This window comes from Streptomyces sp. NPDC020192 (assembly GCF_044388685.1).
Taxonomy (GTDB): Bacteria; Actinomycetota; Actinomycetes; order Streptomycetales; family Streptomycetaceae; genus Streptomyces.
Map to the genome: position 1 here is coordinate 169,013 of NZ_JBIRXG010000014.1, position 25,972 is coordinate 194,984.

General features: G+C 72.6%; 22 protein-coding genes. 10 read left to right on the forward strand and 12 right to left on the reverse strand.

Translation table 11 applies throughout. The annotated features are described in order from the left end of the window. Positions 1 to 25: 25 nt before the first annotated feature. The 3 genes from ACH47Z_RS26510 to ACH47Z_RS26520 all read right to left on the reverse strand — a co-directional run bounded on the left by ACH47Z_RS26510 (position 26) and on the right by ACH47Z_RS26520 (position 1,948). The gene (locus tag ACH47Z_RS26510) at positions 26 to 697 is read right to left on the reverse strand and encodes a class F sortase (protein ID WP_399077780.1); all 672 of its coding nucleotides are present in this window, start codon (positions 695 to 697) and stop codon (positions 26 to 28) included. Positions 698 to 1,022: 325 nt separating this feature from the next. After that, positions 1,023 to 1,787 carry a hypothetical protein gene (locus tag ACH47Z_RS26515; RefSeq protein WP_399077782.1) on the reverse strand — a complete coding sequence of 255 codons (765 nt, stop codon included), beginning with the start codon at positions 1,785 to 1,787 and terminating at the stop codon, positions 1,023 to 1,025. A 32-nt stretch (positions 1,788 to 1,819) separates the two neighbouring features. After that, positions 1,820 to 1,948 carry a hypothetical protein gene (locus ACH47Z_RS26520; protein WP_399077784.1) on the reverse strand — a complete coding sequence of 43 codons (129 nt, stop codon included), beginning with the start codon at positions 1,946 to 1,948 and terminating at the stop codon, positions 1,820 to 1,822. Between the two features lie 725 nt (positions 1,949 to 2,673). Between ACH47Z_RS26520 and ACH47Z_RS26525 the strand changes: the two genes are divergently transcribed. The 3 genes from ACH47Z_RS26525 (at position 2,674) to ACH47Z_RS26535 (ending at position 6,887) form a co-directional block, all read left to right on the forward strand. Continuing rightward, positions 2,674 to 3,648: an SCO0930 family lipoprotein gene (locus ACH47Z_RS26525; protein WP_399077786.1), complete on the forward strand. Its 975-nt coding sequence runs from the start codon at positions 2,674 to 2,676 to the stop codon at positions 3,646 to 3,648. 276 nt (positions 3,649 to 3,924) lie between these two features. Beyond that, the gene (locus tag ACH47Z_RS26530; RefSeq protein WP_399077788.1) at positions 3,925 to 4,737 is read left to right on the forward strand and encodes an SAM-dependent methyltransferase; all 813 of its coding nucleotides are present in this window, start codon (positions 3,925 to 3,927) and stop codon (positions 4,735 to 4,737) included. Next, positions 4,734 to 6,887 (forward strand): putative bifunctional diguanylate cyclase/phosphodiesterase, encoded by a 2,154-nt coding sequence (locus ACH47Z_RS26535; protein WP_399077789.1) that lies wholly within the window; start codon positions 4,734 to 4,736, stop codon positions 6,885 to 6,887. The genes ACH47Z_RS26530 and ACH47Z_RS26535 overlap by 4 nt, the downstream gene beginning before the upstream one ends. A 38-nt stretch (positions 6,888 to 6,925) precedes the next feature. On the opposite strand, the gene ACH47Z_RS26540 is transcribed toward ACH47Z_RS26535, so the two are convergent. Further along, positions 6,926 to 7,810 (reverse strand): LysR family transcriptional regulator, encoded by an 885-nt coding sequence (locus tag ACH47Z_RS26540; RefSeq protein ID WP_399077791.1) that lies wholly within the window; start codon positions 7,808 to 7,810, stop codon positions 6,926 to 6,928. Between the two features lie 119 nt (positions 7,811 to 7,929). Between ACH47Z_RS26540 and ACH47Z_RS26545 the strand changes: the two genes are divergently transcribed. The 5 genes from ACH47Z_RS26545 (at position 7,930) to ACH47Z_RS26565 (ending at position 13,213) form a co-directional block, all read left to right on the forward strand. After that, entirely contained in the window at positions 7,930 to 8,601 is a 672-nt protein-coding gene (locus tag ACH47Z_RS26545; protein ID WP_399077962.1) for a succinate dehydrogenase, read from the forward strand. A gap of 1 nt (position 8,602) precedes the next feature. Continuing rightward, positions 8,603 to 10,552 (forward strand): fumarate reductase/succinate dehydrogenase flavoprotein subunit, encoded by a 1,950-nt coding sequence (locus ACH47Z_RS26550; protein WP_399077793.1) that lies wholly within the window; start codon positions 8,603 to 8,605, stop codon positions 10,550 to 10,552. Beyond that, complete coding sequence (locus ACH47Z_RS26555; RefSeq protein WP_399077795.1) at positions 10,549 to 11,298, forward strand: succinate dehydrogenase/fumarate reductase iron-sulfur subunit; 750 nt, start codon at positions 10,549 to 10,551, stop codon at positions 11,296 to 11,298. Before ACH47Z_RS26550 ends, ACH47Z_RS26555 begins: the two co-directional genes overlap by 4 nt. 242 nt (positions 11,299 to 11,540) lie before the next feature. Further along, positions 11,541 to 12,335: a GNAT family N-acetyltransferase gene (locus ACH47Z_RS26560; protein ID WP_399077797.1), complete on the forward strand. Its 795-nt coding sequence runs from the start codon at positions 11,541 to 11,543 to the stop codon at positions 12,333 to 12,335. After that, positions 12,335 to 13,213 (forward strand): lysophospholipid acyltransferase family protein, encoded by an 879-nt coding sequence (locus ACH47Z_RS26565; RefSeq protein ID WP_399077799.1) that lies wholly within the window; start codon positions 12,335 to 12,337, stop codon positions 13,211 to 13,213. The genes ACH47Z_RS26560 and ACH47Z_RS26565 overlap by 1 nt, the downstream gene beginning before the upstream one ends. On the opposite strand, the gene ACH47Z_RS26570 is transcribed toward ACH47Z_RS26565, so the two are convergent. From ACH47Z_RS26570 to ACH47Z_RS26600, 7 genes are all read right to left on the reverse strand, one after another. Next, positions 13,171 to 16,500, reverse strand: a complete 3,330-nt coding sequence (locus ACH47Z_RS26570; protein WP_399077801.1) for an SAV_2336 N-terminal domain-related protein — start codon at positions 16,498 to 16,500, stop codon at positions 13,171 to 13,173. The two genes, ACH47Z_RS26565 and ACH47Z_RS26570, sit on opposite strands and share 43 nt — an antisense overlap. A gap of 2 nt (positions 16,501 to 16,502) precedes the next feature. After that, complete coding sequence (locus ACH47Z_RS26575) at positions 16,503 to 17,453, reverse strand: AAA family ATPase (RefSeq protein WP_399077803.1); 951 nt, start codon at positions 17,451 to 17,453, stop codon at positions 16,503 to 16,505. Continuing rightward, complete coding sequence (locus ACH47Z_RS26580) at positions 17,450 to 19,588, reverse strand: trypsin-like peptidase domain-containing protein (RefSeq protein ID WP_399077805.1); 2,139 nt, start codon at positions 19,586 to 19,588, stop codon at positions 17,450 to 17,452. The genes ACH47Z_RS26575 and ACH47Z_RS26580 overlap by 4 nt, the downstream gene beginning before the upstream one ends. A 3-nt stretch (positions 19,589 to 19,591) precedes the next feature. Beyond that, on the reverse strand, positions 19,592 to 20,011 hold the full coding sequence (locus ACH47Z_RS26585) for a CU044_2847 family protein (RefSeq protein WP_399077807.1): 420 nt from the start codon (positions 20,009 to 20,011) through the stop codon (positions 19,592 to 19,594). A 97-nt stretch (positions 20,012 to 20,108) separates the two neighbouring features. Further along, the gene (locus ACH47Z_RS26590; protein WP_399077809.1) at positions 20,109 to 22,448 is read right to left on the reverse strand and encodes an ABC transporter; all 2,340 of its coding nucleotides are present in this window, start codon (positions 22,446 to 22,448) and stop codon (positions 20,109 to 20,111) included. Positions 22,449 to 22,480: 32 nt separating this feature from the next. Continuing rightward, a complete protein-coding gene (locus ACH47Z_RS26595; protein ID WP_399077810.1) occupies positions 22,481 to 22,669 on the reverse strand; it encodes an antitoxin in 189 nt (62 codons plus the stop codon). Between the two features lie 73 nt (positions 22,670 to 22,742). Next, complete coding sequence (locus tag ACH47Z_RS26600; protein WP_399077812.1) at positions 22,743 to 23,750, reverse strand: LLM class flavin-dependent oxidoreductase; 1,008 nt, start codon at positions 23,748 to 23,750, stop codon at positions 22,743 to 22,745. A gap of 64 nt (positions 23,751 to 23,814) precedes the next feature. Between ACH47Z_RS26600 and ACH47Z_RS26605 the strand changes: the two genes are divergently transcribed. Then, entirely contained in the window at positions 23,815 to 24,306 is a 492-nt protein-coding gene (locus ACH47Z_RS26605; protein WP_399077814.1) for a hypothetical protein, read from the forward strand. Positions 24,307 to 24,319: 13 nt separating this feature from the next. Here ACH47Z_RS26605 and ACH47Z_RS26610 read toward each other — a convergent pair whose 3' ends face one another. Beyond that, positions 24,320 to 24,535: a dodecin gene (locus tag ACH47Z_RS26610; protein ID WP_399077816.1), complete on the reverse strand. Its 216-nt coding sequence runs from the start codon at positions 24,533 to 24,535 to the stop codon at positions 24,320 to 24,322. A 183-nt stretch (positions 24,536 to 24,718) separates the two neighbouring features. On the opposite strand from ACH47Z_RS26610, the gene ACH47Z_RS26615 reads away from it, so the two are divergent. Next, positions 24,719 to 25,972: an extracellular solute-binding protein gene (locus ACH47Z_RS26615; RefSeq protein WP_399077818.1), complete on the forward strand. Its 1,254-nt coding sequence runs from the start codon at positions 24,719 to 24,721 to the stop codon at positions 25,970 to 25,972.

Sequence of the window (25,972 nt, forward strand, 5' to 3'; positions counted from 1 at the left end):
TTTCGCCCGGCCGGTCGCGATGTGCTCAGTTCACCGCGACCAGCCGCGCGAAGACCACGACGTTCCCGTCGTATCCGTTCTGCCTCGAGAAACCGCCGCCGCAGGTGATGACGCGCAATTCCGGTGTCCCCTTCGAGCCGTACACCCGGTCACCGGGGAAACCGGCCTTCGGGAACACCTCGATTCCGTAGACCTCGAACACCGCGGTCTTTCCGTCCTTGCGCAGGACCTCGACCCGGTTTCCCTTCTTCAGGGCGCCGAGTCCGTAGAACACGGCGGGGCCCCGCTGGTTGTCGACATGCCCGACGATGACCGCGGTGCCCTTCTCGCCGGGGGAGACCGCGCCGGTGAACCAGCCCGCGAGGCCGGGGTCCTCGGGCGGGGGCGCGCCGACCCAGCCGTCCGGGTCCAGGCCGACCGGCATCACCGGCGCGTCCACCTGGATCGCGGGGATCCGCACCCGGCCGACGGCCGAGAACGCGAGCGGCGCCGGAGCCGCGCCGAAGGGCTTCGCGGTGGTACGGCTGTCCGCGGCCGCCGCCGAGGCGGGCTGCGGCGGGCCGAGGTCGAACTCTCCCGAACCGTTCCGGATGAGCGCCAGACCGGTCAGCAGAACCAGCGCTACCACGCCCCACGGGGCGCGCCTCCTCCGCCGCTCCTCCTCGTCGGCGAGGTCGAACAGTCCGGACGCAGACATTCGTCATCCCCTCCCGACGCGGCCGCCGCCGCATGCGTCGCGCATGGGAAAACGCTAAATCCCGCGCGCGGTCCGGGCGACGGGGCGAGCGACGAACGGGTGGCCCGCGGGGGGTGCGGTGCGCCATCCGAGTTGCCGTCTCCAGGACCTTTCTGACGGTCCGTGACCTGCGGCAATATCCGATTGTGTGTTTTCGGTCCGGAGAGTTGCCTCACCAGGACGGACCATTCTCGACATGCGGGCGTGTTCCCCGGGTCCGAGGGTCCTTCCCGGGAGGGACGACCGGGGCCCCGGCCGGCGCGGAGCCGGGGCGAAACGTGCCGGACTATTTGGCGAGGGTCGGGAAGAGGTTCGTGAACGGTTCCGCGGTCACCGCGATGCCCCGGCTGAAGGGGGCGTCGAAGTCCCAGATGAGGAACAGCATGAAGGCGATGGTCGCGGAGAACAGCCCGGCCAGCACCAGTTCGCGCCTCGTGCGCCGGATCTGCAGCGCGAACACCATGCCGACGGTGACCAGCCCGCCGACGAGCAGCCCCCACCACACCACCGGCGGCATGGTGGCCCCGGTGGAGTCGGCGCGGTCGTTGCGCGCCTGGTCGGCGGCGGTCATCTGGTCCAGCAGCGGCTGGTAGGCCTGCGCCTCGAAGTCGTTCTTCGGCCGGTAGTCGGTGACGTCGTGGCGGACCTTCTGGAGCAGCTCGGTACCGCGGTCGGTGACCTGCTCCTGGTTCGCCATCCTCTTCCACTCGTGGTCGACGACATAGCCGGCATAGGTGTTGACATCGTTCCGGATCCGGTCACGGACGTCCGGCGGATACACCCGGACCCGCTCCGAGATCTCGTGCAGCGCCTGGGCCTCGTTCTGCACGTAGTCCTGGGCGGAGTTGCGGGCCTCCCACACGCCCGCGATGGCCAGGCCGAGGACGATGGCGTACACGACGCCGATCCACATCGTCATGTACTCGATGACGTCCGGGGTCTCGCTGGGGTCCTCGTCGTCGGGAGCGCGTCTGTTCCGTACGACGGTGATGACCACCACGACGGCACAGGCCCCCAGCATCGCGAGGACGAGAACAAGCCAATCCGGCAACGGATACCTCCAAGGGTGAGCGGGCCGGCGCGTCAGCGCGGGCGCAGGGCCGCGACGGCGACGATCGCGGGGACGGTGATGAGCAGGACGTAGGTGACCGGCGTGGTGGTGCCCGTCGCCTGGTGGCGGACCGGGTGGGGGCGGTAGGCGGGGTAGCGCACCGGGGTCGCCGAGGGCCGCGGCGCGGGCTTCGGCTTCGGCGCCGGCCTGGGCGTCGGGGTGGGCTTCGGTACCGGCCGGGGGGCCGGCGGAGGCGGCGCGGGCCGGGCCGGAGGCTTCGGATCGGGCTTCGGCCTCGGCGTCGGATGCGGACGCGGCGTCGGCTTCGGGGTCGGTTTCGGCGGCGGTGGGGGCGGTGGTGGTGCCGGGGGTGGCGTCGGGGTCGGCGGGCACGGCGGCGGGGTCGGCTCCGGGCAGGGCGGGTCGGGCCAGTGATCGCCGTCACCGGCCCAGGCCACCGCCACCGTGCCGTCCGGTCCCGTGGAGGCGGACGCGCAGGCGTCGGCCGACGCGGTGCCGGCCGGGCAGCCCACCAGGGTCCAGCTCAGCGTCAACAGGGCCAACACCCTTACGGCGGGCGCGCATCGGGTCACTTCGGGTCCATGCACGACGAAGATCATGGGGCGCGGAGACGGGAAGTGCGCCGTGGTGCACCGTGATTGCTTCGAAGGAGGGACATTGCGTGATCAGGGGTTTGACGCGGTGAAGTGCGCGGTTGGCGTGAAATATGCGCCCCGCGTGCGCCTCCGGCCGAGGGGCGGGACACAGGTTCCCGAAAGAAATTCCGGGCTCCGTTGAACACTCTGCCCCCTCCGCCGCGTACCCATGGCCGTGCGGCGGCGCAGCAAGGCGCTGCAACATCCAGGCGATGATGGGGAGTTGGAAGATGAAGACCTCCTGGCGGGCCGCCTCACTGGGGGCCACAGCGGCTGCGGTGCTGGTGCTGACGACGGCGTGCGGTCAGGACAACGCCACGACCCCGGCCTCCGCGGCCCAGAACGTCGGCGCCACCGCGCCCGCGGGCAGCCCGACCGCCGGCGGCGGTGTCGGCACCGGTACCGGCACGGGCGCGGGCAACGGGTACGGCGCCGACGGCAACCAGAGCTCCGGCTCCCCCACCACGGCCGCCCCCGCGGGCAAGCTCACCGTTGCCGCCAACCCCGACCTCGGCAACGTGCTGACCGACGGCTCCGGCCTCACCCTCTACCGGTTCGACAAGGACACCGCCAACCCGCCCAAGTCGAACTGCGTCGACGACTGTGCCAAGATCTGGCCGCCGGTGCCCGCGAGCGACGCCACCGCCGGTGCCGGCATCGACAAGTCGCTGCTCGGCGAGGTGACCCGGGCCGACGGCTCCAAGCAGCTCACCATCGGCGGCTGGCCGGCGTACCGCTACGCCAAGGACGTCAACGCCGGTGACGTCAACGGCCAGGGCGTGGGCGGCAAGTGGTTCGCGCTGGCCCCCGACGGCAAGAAGGCCTCGCTGGCCTCCCTGCCCGGCCTGTCCGTCCGCAAGGACCCCAAGCTCGGCGACATCATCGTCGACAAGAACGGCAGGACGGTCTACCGCTTCCTGAAGGACAAGGCCTGGCCGAAGGTCATCTCGAACTGCGCCGGAGCCTGCCTCGAGAAGTGGCCTGCCGTCGCTCCGGTCAAGCCGGAGGACACCCAGGGCGTCAAGAAGAAGGGTCTGATGGGCTTCACCCGTCCCGACGGTGTGAAGCAGATGACCGTCAACTGCTGGCCGATCTACACCTTCTCCGGGGACAAGGCCCCCGGCGACACCAACGGTCAGGGCGTGGGCGGCACTTGGTACGCCGTCTCGCCCGACGGCAAGCCGGTCGGCGCTCCGAGCAGCTGATCACCTCCCCAGGGTCGATCGTCCCGCCCGGCCCGGGGCGCCACCGCCGGTCCGCCCCCTCCGCACCGCACGGAGGGGGCGGACCCCTTGTGTTTGGGGGAGAAGCGCAGGTCGGCACAGCCGTCACACAGCGGGGTCATACGGGCACATGCCGCAGGCAGTGACCGGGAACGGACGGTCAATTTCCGGTTCGGGTCGCTCCTTTGGCGGGCGATCAGTAGCCTCAGCTCGAACACCGGATCGCCTACGACTGTCGTCCACGCCTTGGAGAGATACATGGAGCGTCCCGCCTGGGCCCCACGGAGCATCGACATCTCGGTGCCGAGCGTCTCGCGGATCTACGATTTCTACCTGGGCGGTTCGCACAACTTCGAGGTCGACCGGGAAGCGGCGCGCAGGGCCATGGACTTCATGCCGGGCCTGCCGAAGATCATGCAGGCCAACCGGGCGTTCATGCGCCGGGCCGTGCGGTTCGCGGCCGGTGAGGGTCTCACCCAGTTCCTCGACATCGGCTCCGGCATCCCGACGTTCGGCAACGTCCACGAGGTGGCCCAGGCGGCCGCGCCGGGCGCGCGCGTGGTCTACGTCGACCACGACCCGGTCGCCGTCGCGCACAGCCAGGCGGTGCTGGCGGGCAACGCGGACGCGGACGTGGTCGCGGCGGACCTGCGCAAGCCGCGGGAGATCCTCGCGAGCCCTCAGGTGGAGGCCCTGATCGACCTGAACCGTCCGGTGGCCCTCCTGCTCGTTGCCATACTGCACTTCGTGGAAGACGCGGACGACCCCTACGGTGCGGTGGCCGAGCTGTGCGGGGCGCTCGCCCCCGGCAGCATGCTGATCCTCACCCATGCCTCGTACGAGGGAATCCCGCTGCCCGCCGAGCGGGCCGAGGGCGCGGTGGACGTATACAAGGACATTCGCAACCCGCTGGTCATGCGTTCGCGCGAGGAGATCGCGCGGTTCTTCGAGGGGTACGACATGGTGGAACCCGGACTGGTGCCGATGCCGCACTGGCGCCCGGACACGGCACCGGAGGACGAGGATCCGTTCGCGTTCTCCGGATTCGCCGGCGTGGGGCGCACGGCGTGAGCGCGGAGCCGGACGGGCCGGAGGGCAGACTGCGCCGGTTCGCGACGATCTGGAGCCGGGCGGTCTACCCGGTGACCTCGACGTCGCTGACCCGGGCGGAGCTCGAGGAGCAACTGCTGCCGCTCGCACGCCGGTTGAGCGAGCTGCTGCGCGCGCACAGCTTCGACGCCGACGGCGCGAGGGCGGTCGGCGCAGCCCTGGTGGACGCGCACTGCACCGACCCCGAGACGCTGACCCGCACCCTCGACTGCGTGGACGCCTATCTGGTGCTGTACTGCGGTGAGGACGGCCCCGAGGCGCCGCAGGACGAACCGCGGCTGCGTTCCTCGCGGTTGCAGCACGCGATGGCCGCCGGGTTCGCGCAGGCGCTGCGCGAGCGCACGCTGGCCGAGCAGGAGTCCATCGCCCAGGCCGCGCTCAGGGCCCAGGGCGTGGTCGCGCAGGCGCTGCACGCGAGCGAGGCCCGCTTCCGCGCGGTGTTCGAGGGCGCCGCGATAGGAATCGGCATCGCCGACCTCGAGGGCAACGTCCTCCAGGTCAACGAGGCGCTGCTGCGCATGTTCGGGCTGTCCGAGCAGACGCTGCGCGGACGCCGGGTGCAGGACTGGGTGCACCCCGAGGACGCCCCGCAGACCTGGAAGCTCTACGAGGAGCTGGTCCGCGGCGCGCGCGAGCACTACCACATGGAGAAGGCGTTCAACCGCCCCGACGGCACGGTCCTGTGGACCAACCTGACGGTCTCCCTCCTCCGCGACGCCGACGGCGCTCCGCAGTACCAGCTGGCCCTCATGGAGGACACCACCGAGCGCCGCCTGCTCAACCTCCGCCTGCGCTACGAGGCCACGCACGACGCGCTCACCGGCCTGCCCAACCGCACCCTGTTCTTCGAGCGCCTGGAGAAGGCGCTGGCAGCGGGCGAGGGCCAGCGGTTCGGTCTGTGCTATCTCGACCTGGACGGCTTCAAGACCATCAACGACAGCCTCGGGCACGCGGCCGGCGACCGCCTGCTCGTGGAGGTCGCCGACCGGCTGCAGTCCTGTGCGACCGCGCCCGGCGAGATGGTCGCCCGGCTCGGCGGCGACGAGTTCGTGGCCCTGACCACCGGCCCCGGCACCGAGCGCACGGTGGACGAGCTGGCCGAGCGCATCATGAACGCGCTCGTGACCCCCATCAGCATCGACGGCCGGGACCTCATGGTGCGCGGCAGCCTCGGCATCGTCGAGGGCCCGGCGGGCGAACGCACCGCCGCCGAGGTCCTCCGCAGCGCCGACATCACCATGTACCGGGCGAAATCGGCGGGCGGCAACCGCTCCGAACTGGCCGACCCGGAGGCCGACGCCCGCGCCATCACCCGCCACGGTCTCACCACGGCCCTGCCGATGGCCCTGGAGCGCGGCGAGTTCTTCATCGAGTACCAGCCGCTGGTCCACCTCGGCGACGGCAGCGTACGCGGCGCCGAGGCACTGGTGCGCTGGCTGCATCCGCAGCACGGCGTCCTCGGCCCGGACCGCTTCATCCCGCTCGCCGAGCACACCGGCCTGATCGTTCCGCTCGGCCGCTGGGTACTGGAGGAGTCCATCCGCCAGGCCCGCGCCTGGCGCGAACGGTACGGCGAGGAGACGGCCGCCGGACCGCTGCGCATCAACGTCAACCTCTCGCCGTGCCAGCTCAGTCATCCGGCCCTGGTCCAGGACACGGTCGAGATCCTGGAGCGCGCGGGCGTCACCCCGGACGCGCTGTGCCTGGAGGTCACCGAGTCGGCCCTGATCGGCGCCGACGACGATCTGCTCAAACCCCTGCGCCGGCTGGCCGAGATGGGCGTCGACATCGCCCTGGACGACTTCGGCACGGGCTACTCGAACCTGGCGAACCTGCGCCGCCTGCCGGTGAGCATCCTCAAACTGGACCGCTCGTTCACCCAGGGCATGCAGCAGTTCCCCGCCGACCCGGTCGACCTGAAGATCGTCGAGGGCATCGTCACGCTCGCCCACAGCCTGGACCTCGCGGTCACGGTCGAGGGCGTGGAAACCGGCGCCCAGGCCGAACAGCTGCGGATACTGGGCTGCGACACGGCCCAGGGCTGGTACTACGCCCGCCCGGGCCCACCGGAGCGTCTGCACGAGCTTGCCCTGGTGGACGCGACGGGCTGAGCGGCACGGACTGTCTTCGGCTGCGGGTGCGTCGGCGCTCATCGCTCCAGCAGCATCCGCTGCAACTCCCGTGCCGCACGCGGTGGAGCCACGTCACTGCGGTGCGCCAGCGCGATCGTCCGGTGCAGCCCGGGCCGGGCCAGCGGGGTCACCCGCAGACCCTGCCCGGTCCGCGCCGCGACCATGCGGGGGACGACCGCGACGCCCAGCCCGGCCCGGACGAAGCCGAGCACCGCGTCCATCTCCCCGCCCTCCACCGCGAACTCCGGCTCGAACCCCTCCGCCCGGCACGCGGCGACGGTCAGCTCCCGCAGGTCGTAACCGTGCCGGAACATCACCAGCCGTTCGCCCTCCAGGTCGGCGACCCGCACCACCCGCCCACCCCGGCCGGGTGCCGGCGCCTCCGGTGAGGACACGACCACCAGCTCCTCCCGCAGCAACTCCACGGTCGTCAGCGCGGGCGCCGGTGTAGGCAGTGGCAGCACGACCAGGGCAAGGTCCAGCGCCCCCCGCGCCAGTTCCCGCACCAGGTCGTGCGAACCGCTCTCCTCGATCAGCAGCTGGATGCCGGGATACCGGTCGTGAAAGGCGCGCAGCACGTCCGGCAGCAGCCCCGTGCACAGACTCGGCGTCGCCCCCAGCCGCACCCGCCCCCGCCGCAGCTGCACCAGCTCCAGCACCTCGTGCCGTGCCGTGTCCGCGTCGGCCAGGATCCGCCGGGCCAGCGGCAGCAGCGCCTCGCCCGCGTCGGTGAGCGTGATGTTGCCCCGGGCGCGCAGGAACAGATCCGCGCCCAGCTCCCGCTCCAGCGCCTTGATCTGCTGCGACAACGACGGCTGGGCAACATGCACCAGCTCGGCGGCCCGGGTGAAGTGCCGGGTCTCGGCGACGGCGACGAAGTACTGAAGCTGCTGGAACTGCATGGTGCCACGATAGCTTCCACCTATTGAATCCAGGCGGACCATGTCTTGGACCGATTGGTTCCGTCGGCCTTAGCGTTCGGGGCATGGCTCTGGCAACGCGGACGGACCGACGGCCGTCCATGGCGCGCACGATGTGGGACTCCTCCGTCGGCAAGAAGACCGTGATGGCCGTCAGCGGCCTGATCATGCTGGGCTACCTGGTGGCGCACATGATCGGCAACCTGAAGATCTACTTCGGTCCGGGCGAGTTCAACCACTACGGCCACTGGCTGCGCCGCATCGGCGAGCCGTTCATGCACCACATGTGGACGCTGTGGCTCATCCGGATCGTCATGGTCGTCGCCGTGGTCGCCCACGCCACGTCCGCGTACCAGCTCAGCCGCCGGGACATCAGGGCACGGCCCAGCAAGTACGTGCACTCCAAGCCCCGGGCGAGCTACGCCACCCGCACCATGCGCTGGGGCGGGATCATCCTCGGCCTGTTCGTGATCTGGCACGTCCTGGACCTGACCACCGGCACCGTGCACCCCGGCCGCTTCGAGCACGGCCACCCGTACCAGAACGTCGTCTCCGACTTCTCCCACTGGTACAGCAACGTCATCTACATCGTCGCGATGCTCGCGCTCGGCCTGCACATCCGGCACGGCTTCTGGAGCGCCGCGCAGACCCTCGGCGTCGGCAGCCGCGCCCGCGACCGCGCCCTGAAGACCATCGCCAACGTCCTCGCGCTGCTGCTCACGGCCGGCTTCATCGCCGTACCCGTGGGCGTCATGACCGGAGTGGTGAGCTGACATGACCGACTACGTGAACTACACGACCGGCGAACCGGCCGTCGATGCCAAGGCCCCTTCCGGCCCGGTCCACGAGCGCTGGGACCGGCGCCGCTTCGAGGCCAGGCTCGTCAACCCCGCCAACCGGCGCAAGCACACCGTCATCGTCGTCGGCACCGGCCTCGCCGGCGGCTCCGCGGGCGCCACCCTGGCCGAACAGGGCTACCACGTCGTCCAGTTCTGCTACCAGGACTCCCCGCGCCGCGCCCACTCCATCGCCGCGCAGGGCGGCATCAACGCGGCCAAGAACTACCGCAACGACGGCGACTCGATCCACCGGCTGTTCTACGACACCGTCAAGGGCGGCGACTTCCGCGCCCGCGAGTCCAACGTCCACCGTCTCGCGCAGATCTCGGTCGAGATCATCGACCAGTGCGTGGCCCAGGGCGTGCCCTTCGCTCGTGAGTACGGCGGCCTGCTCGACACCCGCTCCTTCGGCGGCGTCCAGGTCTCCCGCACCTTCTACGCCCGCGGCCAGACGGGCCAGCAGCTCCTCCTCGGCGCCTACCAGGCCCTGAGCAGGCAGATCGCCGCGGGGAACGTGGAGATGCACCCGCGCACCGAGATGCTCGACCTGATCGTCGTGGACGGACGGGCCCGGGGGATCGTGGCCCGGGACCTGATCACCGGCAGGATCGACACCTACTTCGCGGACGCTGTCGTCCTCGCCTCCGGCGGTTACGGCAACGTCTTCTACCTCTCCACCAACGCCATGAACTCCAACGCGACCGCCGTCTGGCGGGCGCACCGGCGCGGCGCGTACTTCGCCAACCCCTGCTTCACGCAGATCCATCCGACCTGCATCCCGCGCACCGGCGACCACCAGTCCAAGCTGACGCTGATGAGTGAGTCGCTGCGCAACGACGGCCGGATCTGGGTGCCCAGGGCCAAGGGCGACACCCGCCCGCCGCACCAGATCCCCGAGGACGAGCGCGACTACTACCTGGAGCGCATCTACCCGTCCTTCGGCAACCTGGTCCCGCGGGACATCGCCTCCCGCGCCGCGAAGAACGTCTGCGACGAGGGCAGGGGAGTGGGCCCCGGCGGCCAGGGCGTCTACCTCGACTTCGCCGACGCGATCCAGCGCATGGGCCGCAAGGCGGTCGAGGCCAAGTACGGCAACCTCTTCGACATGTACCAGCGGATCACCGACGAGGATCCGTACGAGGTGCCGATGCGGATCTACCCGGCCGTGCACTACACGATGGGCGGACTGTGGGTCGACTACGACCTGCAGACCACCGTCCCGGGCCTGTTCGCCATTGGCGAGGCCAACTTCTCGGACCACGGCGCCAACCGGCTCGGCGCCTCCGCGTTGATGCAGGGCCTCGCCGACGGCTACTTCGTCCTGCCGGCCACCATCAACGACTACCTGGCCCGCAACCCGCACCAGGAGCAGGTGACCGTCGAACACCCGGTCGTCCAGGAGGTGTTGGCCGAGACGGAGGACCGGCTCAACCTGCTCCTGTCCGTCGACGGCGACCGCACTCCGGACTCCTTCCACCGCGAACTCGGCGAGCTGATGTGGGAGTTCTGCGGCATGGCCCGCACCGACGCGGGGCTGCGCAAGGCACTGGAGCGCATCCCGCAGATCCGCGAGGAGTTCTGGCGGCGCATCAAGGTGCCCGGCACCGGCGAGGAGTTCAACCAGTCGCTGGAGAAGGCCAACCGGATCGTCGACTACCTGGAGCTCGCCGAGCTGATGTGCCTCGACGCGCTGCACCGCGCCGAGTCCTGCGGCGGCCACTTCCGCGAGGAGTCCCAGACCCCCGACGGCGAGGCCGCCCGCAGGGACGAGGAGTTCTCCTACGCGGCCGCCTGGGAGTTCACCGGCACCGGCCAGGCGCCCGCCCTGCACAAGGAAGACCTGGTCTTCGAGTACGTCCACCCCACCCAGCGGAGCTACGCATGAAGCTCACCCTGCGCGTCTGGCGGCAGCAGAACGCCGACGCCGACGGAGCGATGTCCACGTACGAGGTGGACGGCATCTCGTCCGACATGTCCTTCCTGGAGATGCTGGACGTCCTCAACGAGCAGCTCATCCTGTCCGGAGAGGACCCCGTCGCCTTCGACCACGACTGCCGCGAGGGCATCTGCGGCGCCTGTTCCCTCGTGATCAACGGCGACGCGCACGGCCCGGAGCGCACCACCACCTGCCAGCTGCACATGCGGTCCTTCAAGGACGGCGACACGATCGACATCGAGCCGTGGCGGGCGGCCGCGTTCCCGGTGATCAAGGATCTCGTCGTCGACCGGTCCGCGTTCGACCGGATCATCCAGGCCGGCGGCTACGTCACCGCGCCGACCGGTTCCGCGCCGGAGGCCCACGCCACCCCGGTGCCCAAGGCCGACGCCGACTTCGCCTTCGAGCACGCGGAGTGCATCGGCTGCGGGGCGTGTGTGGCCGCGTGCCCCAACGGCGCGGCGATGCTGTTCACCTCCGCCAAGGTCAACCATCTGGGCGTCCTGCCCCAGGGCGCGCCCGAACGGGAGACCCGGGTGCTGGACATGGTGGCCCAGATGGACGCGGAGGGCTTCGGCGGCTGCACGCTCACCGGTGAGTGCGCGACCGCCTGTCCCAAGGGGATTCCGCTGGTGTCCATCACGAGCATGAACAGGGAGTGGCTGCGCGCCACCCGGAAGGTCGGGAAGAGGTAGCGCGACCGACACAGGACGTTCGCCGACAAGGGGGCGGACGGGCGGGGCCGGGAGTGGTGCTCATCCCCGGCCCCGTCTGGTTTCCATGATCGTGGGACCTCGGCGTTCAGCATTCCCACATCCGCTCTCCCCGCTCAGGTCACGCGCACGCCAACCGGCATCGGAAGAACAGGAGCGACGGGCCGTACGTACCGAGCCCGCCGCCGCTGTCGCCGAACCGGCCCGTGACCATGGAGAGAGCCATGACCGGCGTGTCCACCCTCGACCGTCCCCCGCAGCCCGCGGCACCCACCCGCTACACCGTCACGCTCGCCCGCGACGAGGACGACGTGCGTGCCGCCCAGCGGCTGCGGCACGACGTCTTCGCCGGGGAGATGGGGGCCCTGCTGGCCACCGCGCAGCCGGGCCTCGACGTCGACGCCTTCGACGCCTACTGCGACCACCTGCTGGTGCGCGACACCGTGACCGGCCAGGTCGTCGGCACCTACCGGCTGCTGCCCCCGGAGCGGGCCGCGGTCGCCGGGCGGCTCTACTCGGAGGGCGAGTTCGAACTGGCCTCGCTCGACGCGATCCGGCCCGGCCTGGTCGAGGTCGGCCGCTCCTGTGTGCACCCCGACCACCGCGACGGCGCCGTCATCAGCCTGATCTGGGCCGGGATAGCCCGCTACATGGTCGACCGCGGGCACGAGTGGCTGGCCGGCTGCTGCTCGGTGCCGCTCGCCGACGGCGTCACCCTCGCCACGGCCACCTGGGAGCGGGTCCGCGCCAAGCACCTGGCCCCCGAGGAGTTCCGGGTACGGCCGCTGCTGCCGTGGACCCCGAACGCCGAGGCCCCCGCCGGCCACGCACCTCTTCCCCCGCCCACCCGCCCTGAACTCCCCGCCCTGCTCCGCGGCTACCTCCGCCTCGGCGCCTGGGTCTGCGGCGAGCCCGCCCACGACCCGGACTTCGGCGTCGCCGACCTGTACGTGCTGCTGTCGATGCGCCGGGTCAACGCGCGCTACCTGCGGCACTTCCTCTCCCTCGTGCCGGCCTGATGAGCGTCTGGCTGCCCAGCGCGCCCTGCACCCCGGGCGCCTGTGTGGAGCGGGCCCGCACCGCGGCGGCCGTACCGCGGGCGGTGCTGCGGCTGACCGCCGTCGTGGCCCTGGTGCTGGCCGGGGTCATGGTGTCGCCGCTCGGTGGGAGGATCCCCGCCGAGTGGGTCAGGCGGTGGTGCCGGGCGATCGTGCGGGCCATCGGGGTCCGGGTCCGCCTCACCGGCACCCCCGCTCCGGCCGGCGGACTGCTGCTGGTCGCCAACCACGTCTCCTGGCTGGACATCCCGCTGCTCACCGCCGTACGCCCGGCCCGCATGCTCGCCAAGACCGAGATCAGCCAGTGGCCGGTGGCGGGCGCGCTGGCCGCGCGCGGCGGGGCCCTGTTCATCGAGCGGGACCGGCTGCGCGCCCTGCCCGAGACGGTCGCCCGGATCGCCGGGGCGCTGCGCCAGGGCGCGGCCGTGGCCGCGTTCCCCGAGGGCAGCACCTGGTGCGGACGGGCCCACGGCCGCTTCCACCGGGCCGTCTTCCAGGCCGCGCTCGACGCCGGCGTGCCCGTGCAGCCCGTCAGCCTGCGCTACCGGCAGGAGGGCGGCGGTCCGGGCACGGCGGCGGCGTTCGTCGGCGAGGACACCCTGCTCGCCTCCCTGTGGCGGGTGGCCCGCGCCCGCGGCCTGATCGCCGAGGTGGAGATACGGCCGCTGATCCCGCCGGGCGCCCACCCCGACCGCCGTACCCTGGCCCGCGCGGCCCAGCCGGTGAGCCCCGAACCGGCCTGGACCCATACGGCCCTGGTCGCGGACCGGCCCGGGAACGAGTCCGGGTCCGCCGTCTACGGCAGGGGTCGTACGACCAGCTCCGCCAGCCTCAGATAGGCGTCCACGGTCGCCGCGCGCAGGTCCTTCAGCCCTCCGTGCGCCGATTGCAGCGCCGCGTCGAAGGGCACGTCCACGATCTGGTCGGGCAGGACGTTCAGCTGCCAGTGGAAGTCGCCGGGCAGGCTACGGCGGTCGGGACCGTCGGCCCGGGTGGCCACGACGACCGCCTGGTCCGCCAGCCGGTGGTGCTCGGCCTGCCGGATCCGGCCGAGGGTGTGCACGGCGGCGTCGCGGGACGCGTCGGCGGTGCCGCAGCACACGATCAGCTGGTCCGTGTGGCCGAGGATCACCTCCGGCGGCGGCTCCATGCGCACCGGCGCCCAGTCGGTCAGGACGAAGGAGTAGTACGGCGCCGTGTGGGCCAGCACACGCATGTACTCCTGGGCGTGCGCGGAGTTGGGCCCGTAGTGACGCGCCCGGTGCGCGATCACCTCGAGGCCCGAGGGCAGGCGCGTGGTGTGGGCGCGGATCTGTTCGTACGACGGGCCGAGCGGCAGGGCGGCCAGATCCCGCGGCACGGCCGGGTTGCGGTCGTGCGGGAGGAAGGCGTCGAGCGCGCCTTCGGTGGCGGCCCCGTCGACGGCGAGGACGGGTTCGGCCCGTACGGCGGCCAGCAGCGAGCCCAGCGCGATCGTCGTCGTGGCCCGGCCGCTGTAGTAGTTCGCGCTGATCAGCGTCACCCGCCTGCTGAACGGCAGCGGCTCGCGCACCCGTGCCAGCCGCTCCTTGGTCCGCGCGCGGGCCGCCTTGAAGCGGGACAGCGGCAGTTGCCCGGCCTGCGGATCGTCCTGGTGCACGACCGGCGGGGTCAGCGGCACGGGTGCGGCCGACAGGATGCCCGCCGGGACAACGGGTGGTGTGTCGTCGCCGGCCTTCAGCCGGGCCAGCGCGATGTACTTGGCCAGGGCGTCGGCGACGTCGCTGGCGCTGGGGCGGCGAGCCGGGTCGTCGTCGAGACAGCGCAGCACCAGACGCCGCAACTGCTCCCAGCCGTCCCCCTGCCACCGGTGCATGCCTTCCGGCAGACTCGGCACCTCCACGCCCGCCTTGCTGCTGATCAGCTGCAACAGCACGCCCAGCGCGCGCACGCTGTCCGCGACGGTCGGCGCCGGGCCGGAGCCCAGATAGCGGCCGTCGACGGCGTAGTCGGACAGATCACCGAGGGCCACGGTGCGGCGCAGCACGTACACGCTGTCCATGCCGAAGTCGGCGGGGACCAGCCCGGCGGCGTGGCACAGGGCGAGCGCGTTCGCCAGATGCCAGGACACCAGCAGGCCGCGCACGAGGTCGAACGGGGCGGTGCCGTCCTGCAGGGCCTGCGCGAACACCTCGGACAGCCGGGCCGGCCGGCCGTCCGCGTCCCGGTCGCCGATCGGCGCCATCGCGAGCCAGGGCGGGGAGTCCTCCAGGCCGGTGGCGAGCAGCGCGGGCGCGTACTGCCCCTGCAGCCGGGACAGCGCCTCCGCCTCCATCGCGATCAACTGGGCGTTGGCCGCCGGGAGATCGGGCCGGGGCATGCGCAGCACCGCCTCGATGCCGTGTGCGTCGGTGCCCCGGTACACGATCGTACGGCGGCCCCGGCGCCGGTCGCGCAGGGTGTAGGGGCCGAGCCGGACCGGGTCCGCGTCGGTCAGCGGCGTCCAGCCGTCGGCGCCCGCGGCGGTGCGCTCGGACTCCCGGGAGGGCAGGCGGGGTATCCGGTCGAACGACACCCCGAAGCGGGTGAGCAGCCGGCGTTCGACACTGGTGAACGGCTGGTGGGAACCCGGCAGCTGGGCCGAGCCGTCCGGATGGGCGAGCCAGGCCGGGAAGTCGGGGGAGTTGCCCGCGAGTTCCTCCAGATGGCGGCCGATCTGGCGGCTGGTGCGCAGCAGTTCGGCCTGCGGGACGGAGTCCAGCAGCACCGACTTGGACTCCTCGGCGAAGTCGAACACCCGGTGCTTGGCGGGCAGCGGGCCGGGCACCGGGGCCGGATGCGGCCGGACCAGGCCGCCCAGGAACACCTCCGCCAGATGCGAGGTCGTGGCCGACGGCACCGCCGACAGCACCAGCCGCATCACCGGTACCGACAGCGGGGAGACCGCCGCGAGATGCGCCGCGAGCCGGTACGCCTCCGGGGTGGCCGCGTCCCGGAAGTGCTGGGCACTGGTCAGGTCCCGGGCGTCGGACACGCTGCCGTACGGATCGGGGCGGGCCAGCAGCGGCAACTCGACCGTGGTGCCGGGCGAGGCCAGCAGCCGCGCCCAGTCCCGCAGCGACTCGGCCGTCGGCTCCAGGACCGGCACGGGCACCCCGTCGAACTCGGACAGCTCCGGCGGCAGCAGCGGATCGCCCACCTGCCAGGCCCCGTTGGCACCGCCGATCCGCCGGGTGGTGGCCTGCCAGCGCTCGGCGGCGATGCCGGAGGCCTCCCACATGTCCGGCGGCAGCGTCTGCAGCACCGCGGTCGGTCCCCGGGAGCCCCACTGGGCCAGCAGCCGGTGCAGGGCGCCGGAGCGCCAGGCGGCGCCCATGCCGTCGCTGACGACGAGGACGAGGGTACGGCCCGAGGGGTCGTTGACCGTGCTGAGCGGCAGCGCGCCGCTCTCGGGCCGGAACGGCCGTACGTGCAGACCGGGTTCACGGGTGCGGGTGTCGAGGCCGAGGACCCGGGTGGTGGCGAAGGCCCCCAACCGCTCCAGAAGCGTGCGCAGTTCGGCGCCGAGCCGGTGCCACAGCAGCATCGACAGACCGTCGTCGACGAGCAGCGCCAGATTCAGCCAGCGCTCGCGCACCGGCCGTTCCACCACGTCGGGCAGGCCCGTCTCGGCCAGCTGGGCGGCGGTGCGCTCCTCGTCGATCTCCGTGCGGTGGCGGCTGTCGAGGCGGCGGCGCAACGGCCGTAGCGCCCGGCCCAGTTCGAGCTCATCGGCGAGGGCCTTGTCCCCGGGCACCCGCACCGGCATCGCCCGCCGGGGTTCGGGCGCGGACGGGGCGAACCGCACCTCGGGCACCGGAGCCCGGCGGGCCGCCGCGTACAGGGCGGGGGCGGTGAGGTCGGGCAGGTCCGGGTCGTCGGGGTCCGGGGCCGGTGCCTGCGGGGCGGCCGGGCCGGGCTCGGGGGCGGGGCCGGGCGCGGAGTGCTCCGGCGCGGGCTCCGGTTCGCGCAGGAGGGGCGCGTCGGTGCCGGCGGGCAGGCGGCGGGCGAGCCAGAGCACGTCGAGGACCTGGTCCGCGTCCAGGTCGTGCCCGCAGGCCGCCAGCACCCTGAGTGCCTCGGCCAGCCGCCCGCCCCCGCCCGCCACGGTCACATCGCCCCGGTGAGCTGGTGCAGTACGGCGTTCAGCAGCCCGTCGGCGTCCAGGTCGACGCCGCCGGTGCGCAGGAACACGGCGTTCAGCAGCTGGTCGGTGGCGAGTTCACCGAGGGCACGGCGGCGCAGGAACGCCTCGATCAGGTCGTCCGCCTCCCGCAGCGCCTCCTCGCCCAGGTGCGCGGCGACGATGGTGCGCAGCCGCTCCTCGTCCGGCACCGGCAGCTCCAGCCTGAGGCAGCGGCGCAGGAACGCGGGCGGGAAGTCCCGTTCCCCGTTGCTGGTGATGATCACGACGGGGAACTCGGCGCACTGCACGAGCCCCTGGTGGACCCGGACCGTGCCCCGGTGGTCGGAGGTCTGCACCTCCACGTCGGCGGTGTCCTCCGGCAGCCGCACCAGCTCCTTGATCTCGAAGTAGCCCTCCTCGAACACGGTGAGCAGATCGTTCGGCAGGTCGACGTCGCCCTTGTCCATCTCGTCGATCAGCAGACAGCGCGGGGCCGCGGACGTCACCAGCGCCGTACCGAGCGGCCCGAGCCGGATGAACTGCCCGATGGACGGTTCGGGTTCGTCGCGGTCCCGGCTGAGCGTGGTCTCGCGCAGTCGGCCGATCGCGTCGTAGACGTACAGGGCGTCCGGCACGGTGGAGCGGCTGGTGACGGACCAGCGCAGCAGCTCGCCGAGGCGCAGTTCGAGCGCGACGGCCCGGGCGAGCGACGACTTGCCGGTGCCCGCGGGCCCGGTCACCAGCAGCGGACGGCGCAGATGCAGCGCCGCGTTGACGATGTCGGCGTGCCGCGGATCGATCACGTACGGCAGCTGCGGGCGCGGCGCACGCGCCGGGGCGAAGCGCCGCCAGGGCGGGGCGGAGGGCAGGGCGACGTCCCGGGGCACGCCGTCGCCCCGGAACAGTCGCCACGTGGCGTCGGGGGCGGATGTCATGGGCCCTCCTGGGGTTCGGACAGATGCAGTCGTGGGACGGTGCGGTCGGCGTCGGCCCAGGCGAGGACCGGACGGCCGGGGAACTCGGGTGGATTGGCCCAGGCGTCCGCCCGGTAGCTGTGGACGCCGTCGGGCAGCTCCCGGGTGGCGACCTGCGCCATGTGCCGGACGCTGTGCGAGGGGCCGTCCTCGCCGCGGTCCCACATCACCACAGGTATGCCCACGGCCAGGCAGGTCTGCACGATGCGGTCCCGGGGAGGACCGGGCGGTACGTCCACGGAGACGCGTACCGTGTCGAGTTGGTTGACGAGCTGGGGGTAGAGGGCGCCCCCGTCGGCGGGATCGGAGACGACGAGCGCCTTGCCCTCGTCGAGGCGGCTCCATCTGCTGCGCCAGCGGGGCACGAACCGCCCGTTGCGGCGCAGGAGTTCGGGGCAGTGCACGACCACCGGGAACTCCACGCCGAGCACCCCGGGCAGCAGCTCGGCCGGATCCCGGGCCGCCCACTCGTCGACGGGCAGATTGAGGCCGCCGCGGTCCACGAGCACCTCCACCAGCGGCGGACGCTCGTCCTCGGGCGGGGGCGTGAGCGAGTCCAGGGCCCGCAGCACCTCGCGGGCCGCCTCGGAGGCGGTGTACGTCCGTACGCTCTCGGTGGACACCTGCCGGGGCCCCGCGCCCTCGTCGCACCAGATCCGCAGCCGGTGCCGGCCCCGCCCGGCCTGCGTCACCTGCACCAGGACCCGCACGCGCGCGGCCCGTCCGCGCATCGAACGCGCCCACTCCTGGGCGTCGTAGCGCCGCTCGCCCATCGCCGGGCGCTCGATGCCGAGCCGGGCGGCGACCCCGTCCGACCACAGCCGCAGCCGGGCCCGCTGGGGGTCGGGCACGAGGGCGCCGACGTACTCCACCACCCGCAGCAGGGCGGGCACCCGGCGCTCGTCACCGCTCGCGTGGCCGTCGCCCGGAAGCAGCTCCAGGCGGTCGACCAGGGCGTCCACGGTGTCGCCGCCCGGCTGGGCCGCCAGGTGCGGCAGCGCGGCGCGGACCGCCTCGGGGATCCGTCCGGTCACGGCGGGCGGCAGGGCACGCAGGTGCCCGCGCAGCTGGGCGTACTCGGACGGGGACAGCAGCCGGGGCGTGCGGGACAGGGCGCCGGCGGCCAGCAGCCGGTCGGCGGACCTCGGGTCGTCCCGGCGCAGCAGCCCGGTCAGTGCCGCGAGGGCGCGCGGATGCGTCAGCAGGAACGTGGCGAACTCGCTGCTGTAGGGCGGGGAGATGTCGCTGCCGGGCTCCACTCCGCACAGCCGGGCCAGCCGACGGGCGTAGTCGCCGCGCCTGCTGTCCGAGGGAAACGCGTCCCAGATCGCCTCCTTCAGCAGCGCGAAGGCGTGCTCGTCGGTGTCGGCCGGTCCGGGCAGGGCGCGGTCCAGCACGCCGAGGGGGAGCAGTTCGGCCTCGACGGCCTGCCAGGGGATGACCCAGCTGCGCCGTATGACGTTCTGGAAGTCGAGCGGGAGTGGCTGTCCGGCGGCGTCGAGCGGCATGAAGTGCCCGGCGACGAGCCCGACCACGGCCTTCTCCTCCTGGCACCACAGGGGCCCGCCGCTGTAGCCGGGGCCGACCGCCATGCCGGTGGGCGCGCCGTCGACATAGCCGTGCGGACCGTGCACGGAGGCGACGGTGAGCCGGGCGACGGTGGAGTCGCGGCTGCTGCCGTGCCAGGCGCGGAGCTTCTGGCCGACGGACAGGGCCGCCTGGCGGGGGCCGCCCGGCAGTCCCGCGGCCGGGGCGTCGACGCGCAGGACGGCGAGGTCGCCGAGCCACTCGTCGGTGCCGGGCCGCACCGGCCCGCCGTCCCGGGCGCGCGGCGGGATCCAGTGGGCCACGCGGGCGAGGTAGCGCTGCGAGTCCGTGGTGTCGCGCACCTCGACGGGCACGTCCAGGGCGCCCGGCGCGCGGGTGTGGAACATGTCCCGGCCCAGCGCGGCGTTGACGACATGCGCGCAGGTCAGCACCGTGTCATGGCCGAGGACGAGCCCCGCGCCCGCCGTCTTGCCGTCCTCCGCCCGCCGCACGGTCACGACGTACCGGGACGGGTCGCCGCCGCCCCCCGGGGTGTGGAACCAGCCCACGCTTCAGTCCGCGGGGCCCGTGCCGGTGTCCGGAGCCGTCGGCTTCCAGCTGGCGGTGACGGTGAGATGCGCCTGCCCGGCGGCGCCGACGATCCCGAACTTCAGGTCCTGGCCCACCTGTACGCCGAAGGTCACGCTCAGCTCGGTGGGCGGCTCGGGCACCGCCGTGGCCGCGTCGTGGACCTCCTGGAGCAGCGGACCGATCGGACGCAGCGCGCCGCGCAGCGCGTCGGCGGCGAAGTTCGCGACGGCCCGGCCGCCCGCGCCGACCGGCACCACCCGGCCCATGCCCGCGGGAAGGTCGTCGTCCGGCTCCGGCGTTACGGGGGCCGCGCCCGCGCCCGGGGCGAGGACGAACCGGACCGGTGTGCCGTCGTCGAGTTCGAGTTCGGTTTCGCGTGTGGGTTCGGCTGAAGTGGACACGGCCACATTATCGCCAGGGATCACCCAGGGGCCGCCCCGGCGGTCCAACTCGGTTACCACATCGATGCATTGGGCACCCGTCGGCAACGCGCGGCACTCAGGGCATGACCCGTGCCAGATACGGCGCGGTGGCACTGTCCGCCGACCCGGCCACCCGCTCCGGCGGGCCGGACGCCACGACCCGGCCGCCCCGGTCGCCGCCGCCCGGGCCCAGGTCGATCACCCAGTCGGCGCCCGCGACCACCGTCATGTCGTGCTCGACCACCACGACCGTGTGCCCGGTGTCGACCAGCCCGTGCAGCCGGTCCATCAGCACCTCTACGTCGGCCGGGTGGAGTCCGGTGGTCGGCTCGTCCAGCAGGTACAGGGTGTGTCCGCGCCGCCCGCGCTGCAGCTCGCTCGCCAGCTTGATCCGCTGGGCCTCGCCGCCGGACAGCTCGGTCGCCGGCTGCCCCAGCCGCAGATAGCCGAGGCCCACGTCGAGCAGGGTGCCCAGGCTCCGGGCGGCGGCCGGGACGTCCGCGAAGAACTCCGCCGCGCCCTCCACGGTCAGATCGAGCACCTCGGCGATGTTCCGCTCCCGGTACGTCACCTGGAGCGTCTCGGGGTTGTAGCGGGCGCCCCCGCAGTCCGGGCAGGGCGCGTACGTGCTCGGCAGGAACAGCAGCTCGACGCTGACGAACCCCTCGCCCTGACAGGTCTCGCAGCGCCCTCCGGCCACGTTGAAGGAGAACCGTCCCACGCCGTACCCGCGCGCCCGTGCCTCCCCGGTGCCGGCGAACACCTTGCGGACCACGTCGAACAGGCCGGTGTAGGTGGCCAGATTCGAGCGCGGGGTCCGCCCGATGGGCCGCTGATCGACCCGGACCAGCCGCTCCACTCCCGCCAGCTCCTGCGTCAACTCGCCGATGAGCGTGGACTTTCCGGAACCGGAGACCCCGGTGACCGCGGTGAACGCGCCGAGCGGGAAGTCCGCCGTCACCGCGCGCAGGTTGTGCCGGGTCACCGGACCCACCCTCAACCAGCCCCGTGGCTCGCGGACTTGGCGAGCGGGCCCCGGGGACTCGTCGAACAGGAAGACCGCCGTCGCCGACTGCTCGACGCACGCCAGCTCGGCCGGCGGACCGCTGTACAGCACGCGTCCGCCGTGCTCGCCCGCGCCGGGGCCGACGTCCACCAGCCAGTCGGCGCCGCGCACCACCTCCAGGTGATGCTCCACCACGAACACCGAGTTCCCCGCGGCCTTCAGCCGCTCCAGCACGGTCAGCAGCGCCTCGGTGTCCGCCGGGTGCAGCCCGGCCGACGGCTCGTCCAGGACGTACACCACCCCGAACAGCCCGGAGCGCAACTGTGTGGCGAGCCGCAGCCGTTGCAGCTCGCCCGCCGAGAGGGTGGGGGCGGACCGGTCGAGGCTGAGATAGCCGAGGCCCAGTTCGACCACCGGTGCGATCCGGGACTTCAGGTCCTCGGTGAGGATCCGGAGTCCCGGATCGGCCTCGGTGCCGCCGTCGAGGTGCGCGGCGAGATCGGTCAGCGGCAGCGCGGCCAGCTCGGCGATGGTCCGGCCGCCGAAGGTCACCGCGAGCGCCTCGGGCCGCAGCCGGCTGCCCCCGCACACCCGGCACGGCGTACTGGTCAGAAAACGCTCCGCCTTCGCCCGCAGCGTCGGGGACTTGGTGTCCGAGAACGTCTTCAGCACATACCGGCGGGCGCTCATGTACGTGCCCTGGTACGGCCGTTGGATGCGGTCGGCGTCGCGTACCGGGTGGACGGTGACGACCGGCTGCTCGTCCGTGAACAGGATCCACGCGCGCTGCTCGGCCGGGAGTTCACGCCAGGGCCGGTCCACGTCGTGGCCGAGCGTGTCGAGGATGTCCCGCAGGTTCTTGCCCTGCCAGGCCCCCGGCCAGGCGGCGATCGCGCCCTCGCGGATCGACAGTCCGGGGTCCGGGACCAGCAGCTCCTCGGTCGTCTCGTGCACCTGGCCGAGACCGTGGCACTCCGGGCAGGCACCGGCCGCCGTGTTCGGCGAGAACGCGTCCGAGTCGAGACGCTCGGCACCTGGCGGGTACTTCCCGGCGCGCGAGAACAGCATGCGCAGGGAGTTGGAGAGGTTGGTGACCGTGCCCACCGAGGAACGGGAGGTCGGTGCCGAGCGGCGCTGCTGGAGCGAGACCGCGGGCGGCAGCCCGGTGATCTCGCCGACCCTGGGCGCCCCGACCTGGTGGATCAGCCGGCGCGCGTACGGCGCGACCGACTCGAAGTACCGCCGCTGGGCCTCGGCGTAGATCGTGCCGAACGCGAGCGACGACTTCCCCGAGCCGGACACGCCGGTGAACACGGCCAGCACGTCGCGCGGAATGTCCACGTCGACGCCCTTGAGGTTGTGCTCGCGGGCGCCGCGGACGCGGACGTAGGGGTCATGTGGGTGGTGCATCGACGGGCAACTCTATCCGCGCCCGTGCACTCCTACTGCGGAGGGTTGTCGGTGTCCTGCTGCCTCAGCTGCTCCTTCAGCTGGTCCTGCGCGGTGTCGACCTGGCCGCTGTACTTGCCCTGGGTCCTCTCGTCCACGTAGTCCCCCGCCTTGTCGACGCCCTTCGAGGCCTGGTCCTCGTGTCCCTTGAGCAGTCCCTTGAGCTTGTCCATCACGGACATGGCAGCCCTCCTCGTCGCTAGAGGCTTGCCCCTCCAGGGTCACCGGCCCCGGCGGCGTTCGCATCTCGGGGCGTCAGCGGCCCGGGGCGAAGAGGCCGGCGAGCCGCCGGTAGGAGTCCACCAGGGCCGTACGGCCGTAGGCGCTGGTGGTGACCAGGACCTCGTCCGCGCCCGACTCCTTCAGCACCGTCGCCAGCTCGTGCGCCACCTGCTCCCCGGTGCCGGCGATGTGCCCGGCGAGCCCGGACTCGTAGAAACCGCGCTCCTTCGCGGTCATCGCGCGGGCCTCGGTCTGCTTGGCGGGGGAAAGCGGCGGGAAGGTGCCGTGCGTGCGCGAGTACGCCATCGACCAGGCCTCGGGCACCAGCAGCCGGCGCGCCTCCGCCTCGCTGCCTGCGACCGCGATCGTGCCGGAGATCACCACGTACGGCTCGGAGGCCCAGGGCGAGGGGCGGAACCGGGAGCGGTACTCGTCGATGCCCCGGAGCAGCTTCTCGCGGTTGCGGAGATCCCCGATGACCATGGGCAGCCCGGCCTGCGCCGCGATCCGCGCGCCCTCGCCCATGGCCAGCACGAACGGCGGCACCCGCAGGCCCTCCGAGGGGCGGGCGTGCACCCCGGTCGGGGAGGTGCCCTCGAACCAGCCGAGCAGCTCGCCGAGCTGGGCCGCGAAGTCCTCGGCGTCCTCCTTGTCCCGGCCGAGGGCCCTGCGCACCCCGTCGGTGAAGCCGACGGACCGCCCGAGCCCCATGTCGATCCGGCCGGGGAACAGTGCCTCCAGCACGCCGAACTGCTCGGCGACGACGAGAGGTTGGTGGTTGGGCAGCATCACCCCGCCGGTGCCGACCCGGATCGTGCGGGTGGCCGAGGCGACCGCGGCGGCGAGCACGGTCGGCGCGGACCCGGCGACCCCGGGCACGCCGTGGTGCTCGGACACCCAGAAGCGGTGGTAGCCGAGCGCCTCCACCTCCCGGGACAGCGCGACGGTGTCCCGCAGCGCCTCGCCGGGCGGCCGCCCCTCGCGGGTGCGGGAACGGTCGAGCACGGAGAACCGGGTCCGGGCGATCACTGAACTGCTCACACGGGTTTCAACGCTCTGAGGGGCTGGGGATTCCCGGGCGGCGGGTCCTGGCTAGGGTGGCCCGGTGACCGACAGCAGCAAGCGGCCGCTCGCCGTGTTCGACCTCGACAACACCCTGGCCGACACCGCCCACCGGCAGCACTTCCTGGAGGTACGGCCGAGGAACTGGGTCGCGTTCTTCGCCGCCGCGCCCGCGGACCCGCCCCTCGCGGAGGGCATCGCGCTCGCCATGGACAGCGCCCGCGAGTGTGAGGTCCTGTATCTCACCGGCCGCCCCGAGCGGTGCCGGCGCGACACCCTGGACTGGCTCGCGGCCCACGGGCTGCCCGAGGGGCGCGTGTACATGCGGGGAAACGCCGACCGCAGGCCCGCCCGGTTCACCAAGCTGGAGATCCTGCACCGGCTCGCCCAGGGCCGCGAGGTCCGGTTCCTCGTGGACGACGACGAACTGGTCTGTGACGACGCCGAATGCGCCGGGTTCACTGTCGTACGTGCCCGCTGGGCCGCGAAGTCCGCCGCGCTTCAGCAGGCTCAGGAGCGGGACGGCCGTACCTGACGCCAGGAGAAGGTCAGTCCGCGTCCTCGATGCGGAAGCCCACCTTCAGCGCCACCTGGTAATGCTCGATCCGCCCGTTCTCGATCTGGCCGCGGACCTCGGTGATCTCGAACCAGTCGAGGTTGCGCAGGGTCTGGTCGGCGCGGGCGATGCCGTTGCGGATGGCCTGGTCGATGCCCTCGTGCGACGTGCCGACGATCTCGGTGACCCGGTAGGTGTGATTCGTCATGAGGGTGCTCCTCTCGTGTCACGCCGTACTCCACCGTGCCCCATCCCCGCCCCGCCCGCCCCTTGACCTCCGGATTGGTCCATACCAAAATCCAGCACACCCGTACGAGCGCCGCCGCTCGTCCCCCCCATGTCGGGCCCCCACGCCTGTCCGCACCCCTTGCCAGACAGAACAGGACCCCTCGTGAGACGTCGTCTGCTCGCCCTCGTCTGTGTCACCGGTTCCCTCCTGAGCGCCTGCGGGATGCTCCCGGGCGGGCACGAGCGCAAGACCGTCACCGTGTGGCTGATGAAGGACAGCGCCTCCAAGGAGTTCCTCCAGCGCTTCACCGAGGACTTCGAGCGCACCCACACGGACCTGCGCCTCGACATCCGCATCCAGCAGTGGACCGGCATCGTCGAGAAGGTCCGTACGGCGCTCAAGGGCCCCTCCGGCGAGGGACCCGACGTCATCGAGGTCGGCAACACCCAGGTGCCGCTGTACGCCGACGGCGGCCGGCTCGCCGATCTCACCCTGGAGTCGATGCGCGACTGGGGCAAGGACGCGTGGCTGCCCGGTCTCGCCGAGCCCGGCAAGGACGGCAACGCCCAGTACGGCATCCCCTGGTACGCGGCCAACCGCGTCGTCATCTACCGCAAGGACCTCTTCGAGGCGGCCGGCATCACCCGTCCGCCGAAGACCCGCGACGAGTGGCTCGCCGACACCGAGAGGCTCGACTCCGGCGGCCATCAGGGCATTTACCTCGCCGGGCAGGACTGGTACACGCTCTCCGGCTTCGTCTGGGACGAGGGCGGCGACCTCGCCGTGCAGAAGGACTACGACTGGACGGGCGCCCTGGACACCCCGGCCGCGCTGCGCGGCATGGACTTCTACCGGCGGCTCCAGGCACTCGGCCGGGGTCCTGCCGGCGCCGACGAGGAACACCCGCCCCAGGCCGGGGTGTTCGCGGGAGGCACGGTCGCCCAGATCGTCGCCGTACCCGGGCTCGCCCAGTCGATCACGCAGCAGAACCCGGACCTGAAGGGCAAGCTGGGCTTCTTCCCGGTGCCCGGGAAGACCGCCGCGCGGCCCGGCGCCGTGTTCACCGGCGGCTCCGACCTGGTCATCCCGCGGAACACCAAGGACCAGTTCGCCGCGACCGCCGTCGTCGGCGCGCTCACCGGCGCCAAGTGGGACACCGAACTCGCCCGCACCATGAACTACGTGCCCAACAAGACCACGCTGGCGGGCGCGGTCGCGGGCGAGGAGGGGGTCGCCGCCATGGCCGCGGGCGCGGCACACGGGCGGGCGACCCCCAGCACCCCTCAGTGGGCCGACGTCGAGGCCGACAACCCGATCAAGGAGTACATGACCCGGGTCCTGAACGGGGCGGACCCGCGGGCGGAGGCCCGCCGCGCCTCGCGCAGGATCACCGAGGAGCTGACCCCGGACCTCTGA

Coding starts and splice junctions, on each gene's coding strand:
- ACH47Z_RS26510 (WP_399077780.1), bottom strand. CDS start 697: ATGTCTGCGTCCGGACTGTTCGACCTCGCCGACGAGGAGGAGCGGCGG.
- ACH47Z_RS26525 (WP_399077786.1), top strand. CDS start 2,674: ATGAAGACCTCCTGGCGGGCCGCCTCACTGGGGGCCACAGCGGCTGCG.
- ACH47Z_RS26530 (WP_399077788.1), top strand. CDS start 3,925: ATGGAGCGTCCCGCCTGGGCCCCACGGAGCATCGACATCTCGGTGCCG.
- ACH47Z_RS26540 (WP_399077791.1), bottom strand. CDS start 7,810: ATGCAGTTCCAGCAGCTTCAGTACTTCGTCGCCGTCGCCGAGACCCGG.
- ACH47Z_RS26545 (WP_399077962.1), top strand. CDS start 7,930: ATGGCGCGCACGATGTGGGACTCCTCCGTCGGCAAGAAGACCGTGATG.
- ACH47Z_RS26550 (WP_399077793.1), top strand. CDS start 8,603: ATGACCGACTACGTGAACTACACGACCGGCGAACCGGCCGTCGATGCC.
- ACH47Z_RS26555 (WP_399077795.1), top strand. CDS start 10,549: ATGAAGCTCACCCTGCGCGTCTGGCGGCAGCAGAACGCCGACGCCGAC.
- ACH47Z_RS26560 (WP_399077797.1), top strand. CDS start 11,541: ATGACCGGCGTGTCCACCCTCGACCGTCCCCCGCAGCCCGCGGCACCC.
- ACH47Z_RS26565 (WP_399077799.1), top strand. CDS start 12,335: ATGAGCGTCTGGCTGCCCAGCGCGCCCTGCACCCCGGGCGCCTGTGTG.
- ACH47Z_RS26575 (WP_399077803.1), bottom strand. CDS start 17,453: ATGACATCCGCCCCCGACGCCACGTGGCGACTGTTCCGGGGCGACGGC.
- ACH47Z_RS26590 (WP_399077809.1), bottom strand. CDS start 22,448: ATGCACCACCCACATGACCCCTACGTCCGCGTCCGCGGCGCCCGCGAG.
- ACH47Z_RS26595 (WP_399077810.1), bottom strand. CDS start 22,669: ATGTCCGTGATGGACAAGCTCAAGGGACTGCTCAAGGGACACGAGGAC.
- ACH47Z_RS26610 (WP_399077816.1), bottom strand. CDS start 24,535: ATGACGAATCACACCTACCGGGTCACCGAGATCGTCGGCACGTCGCAC.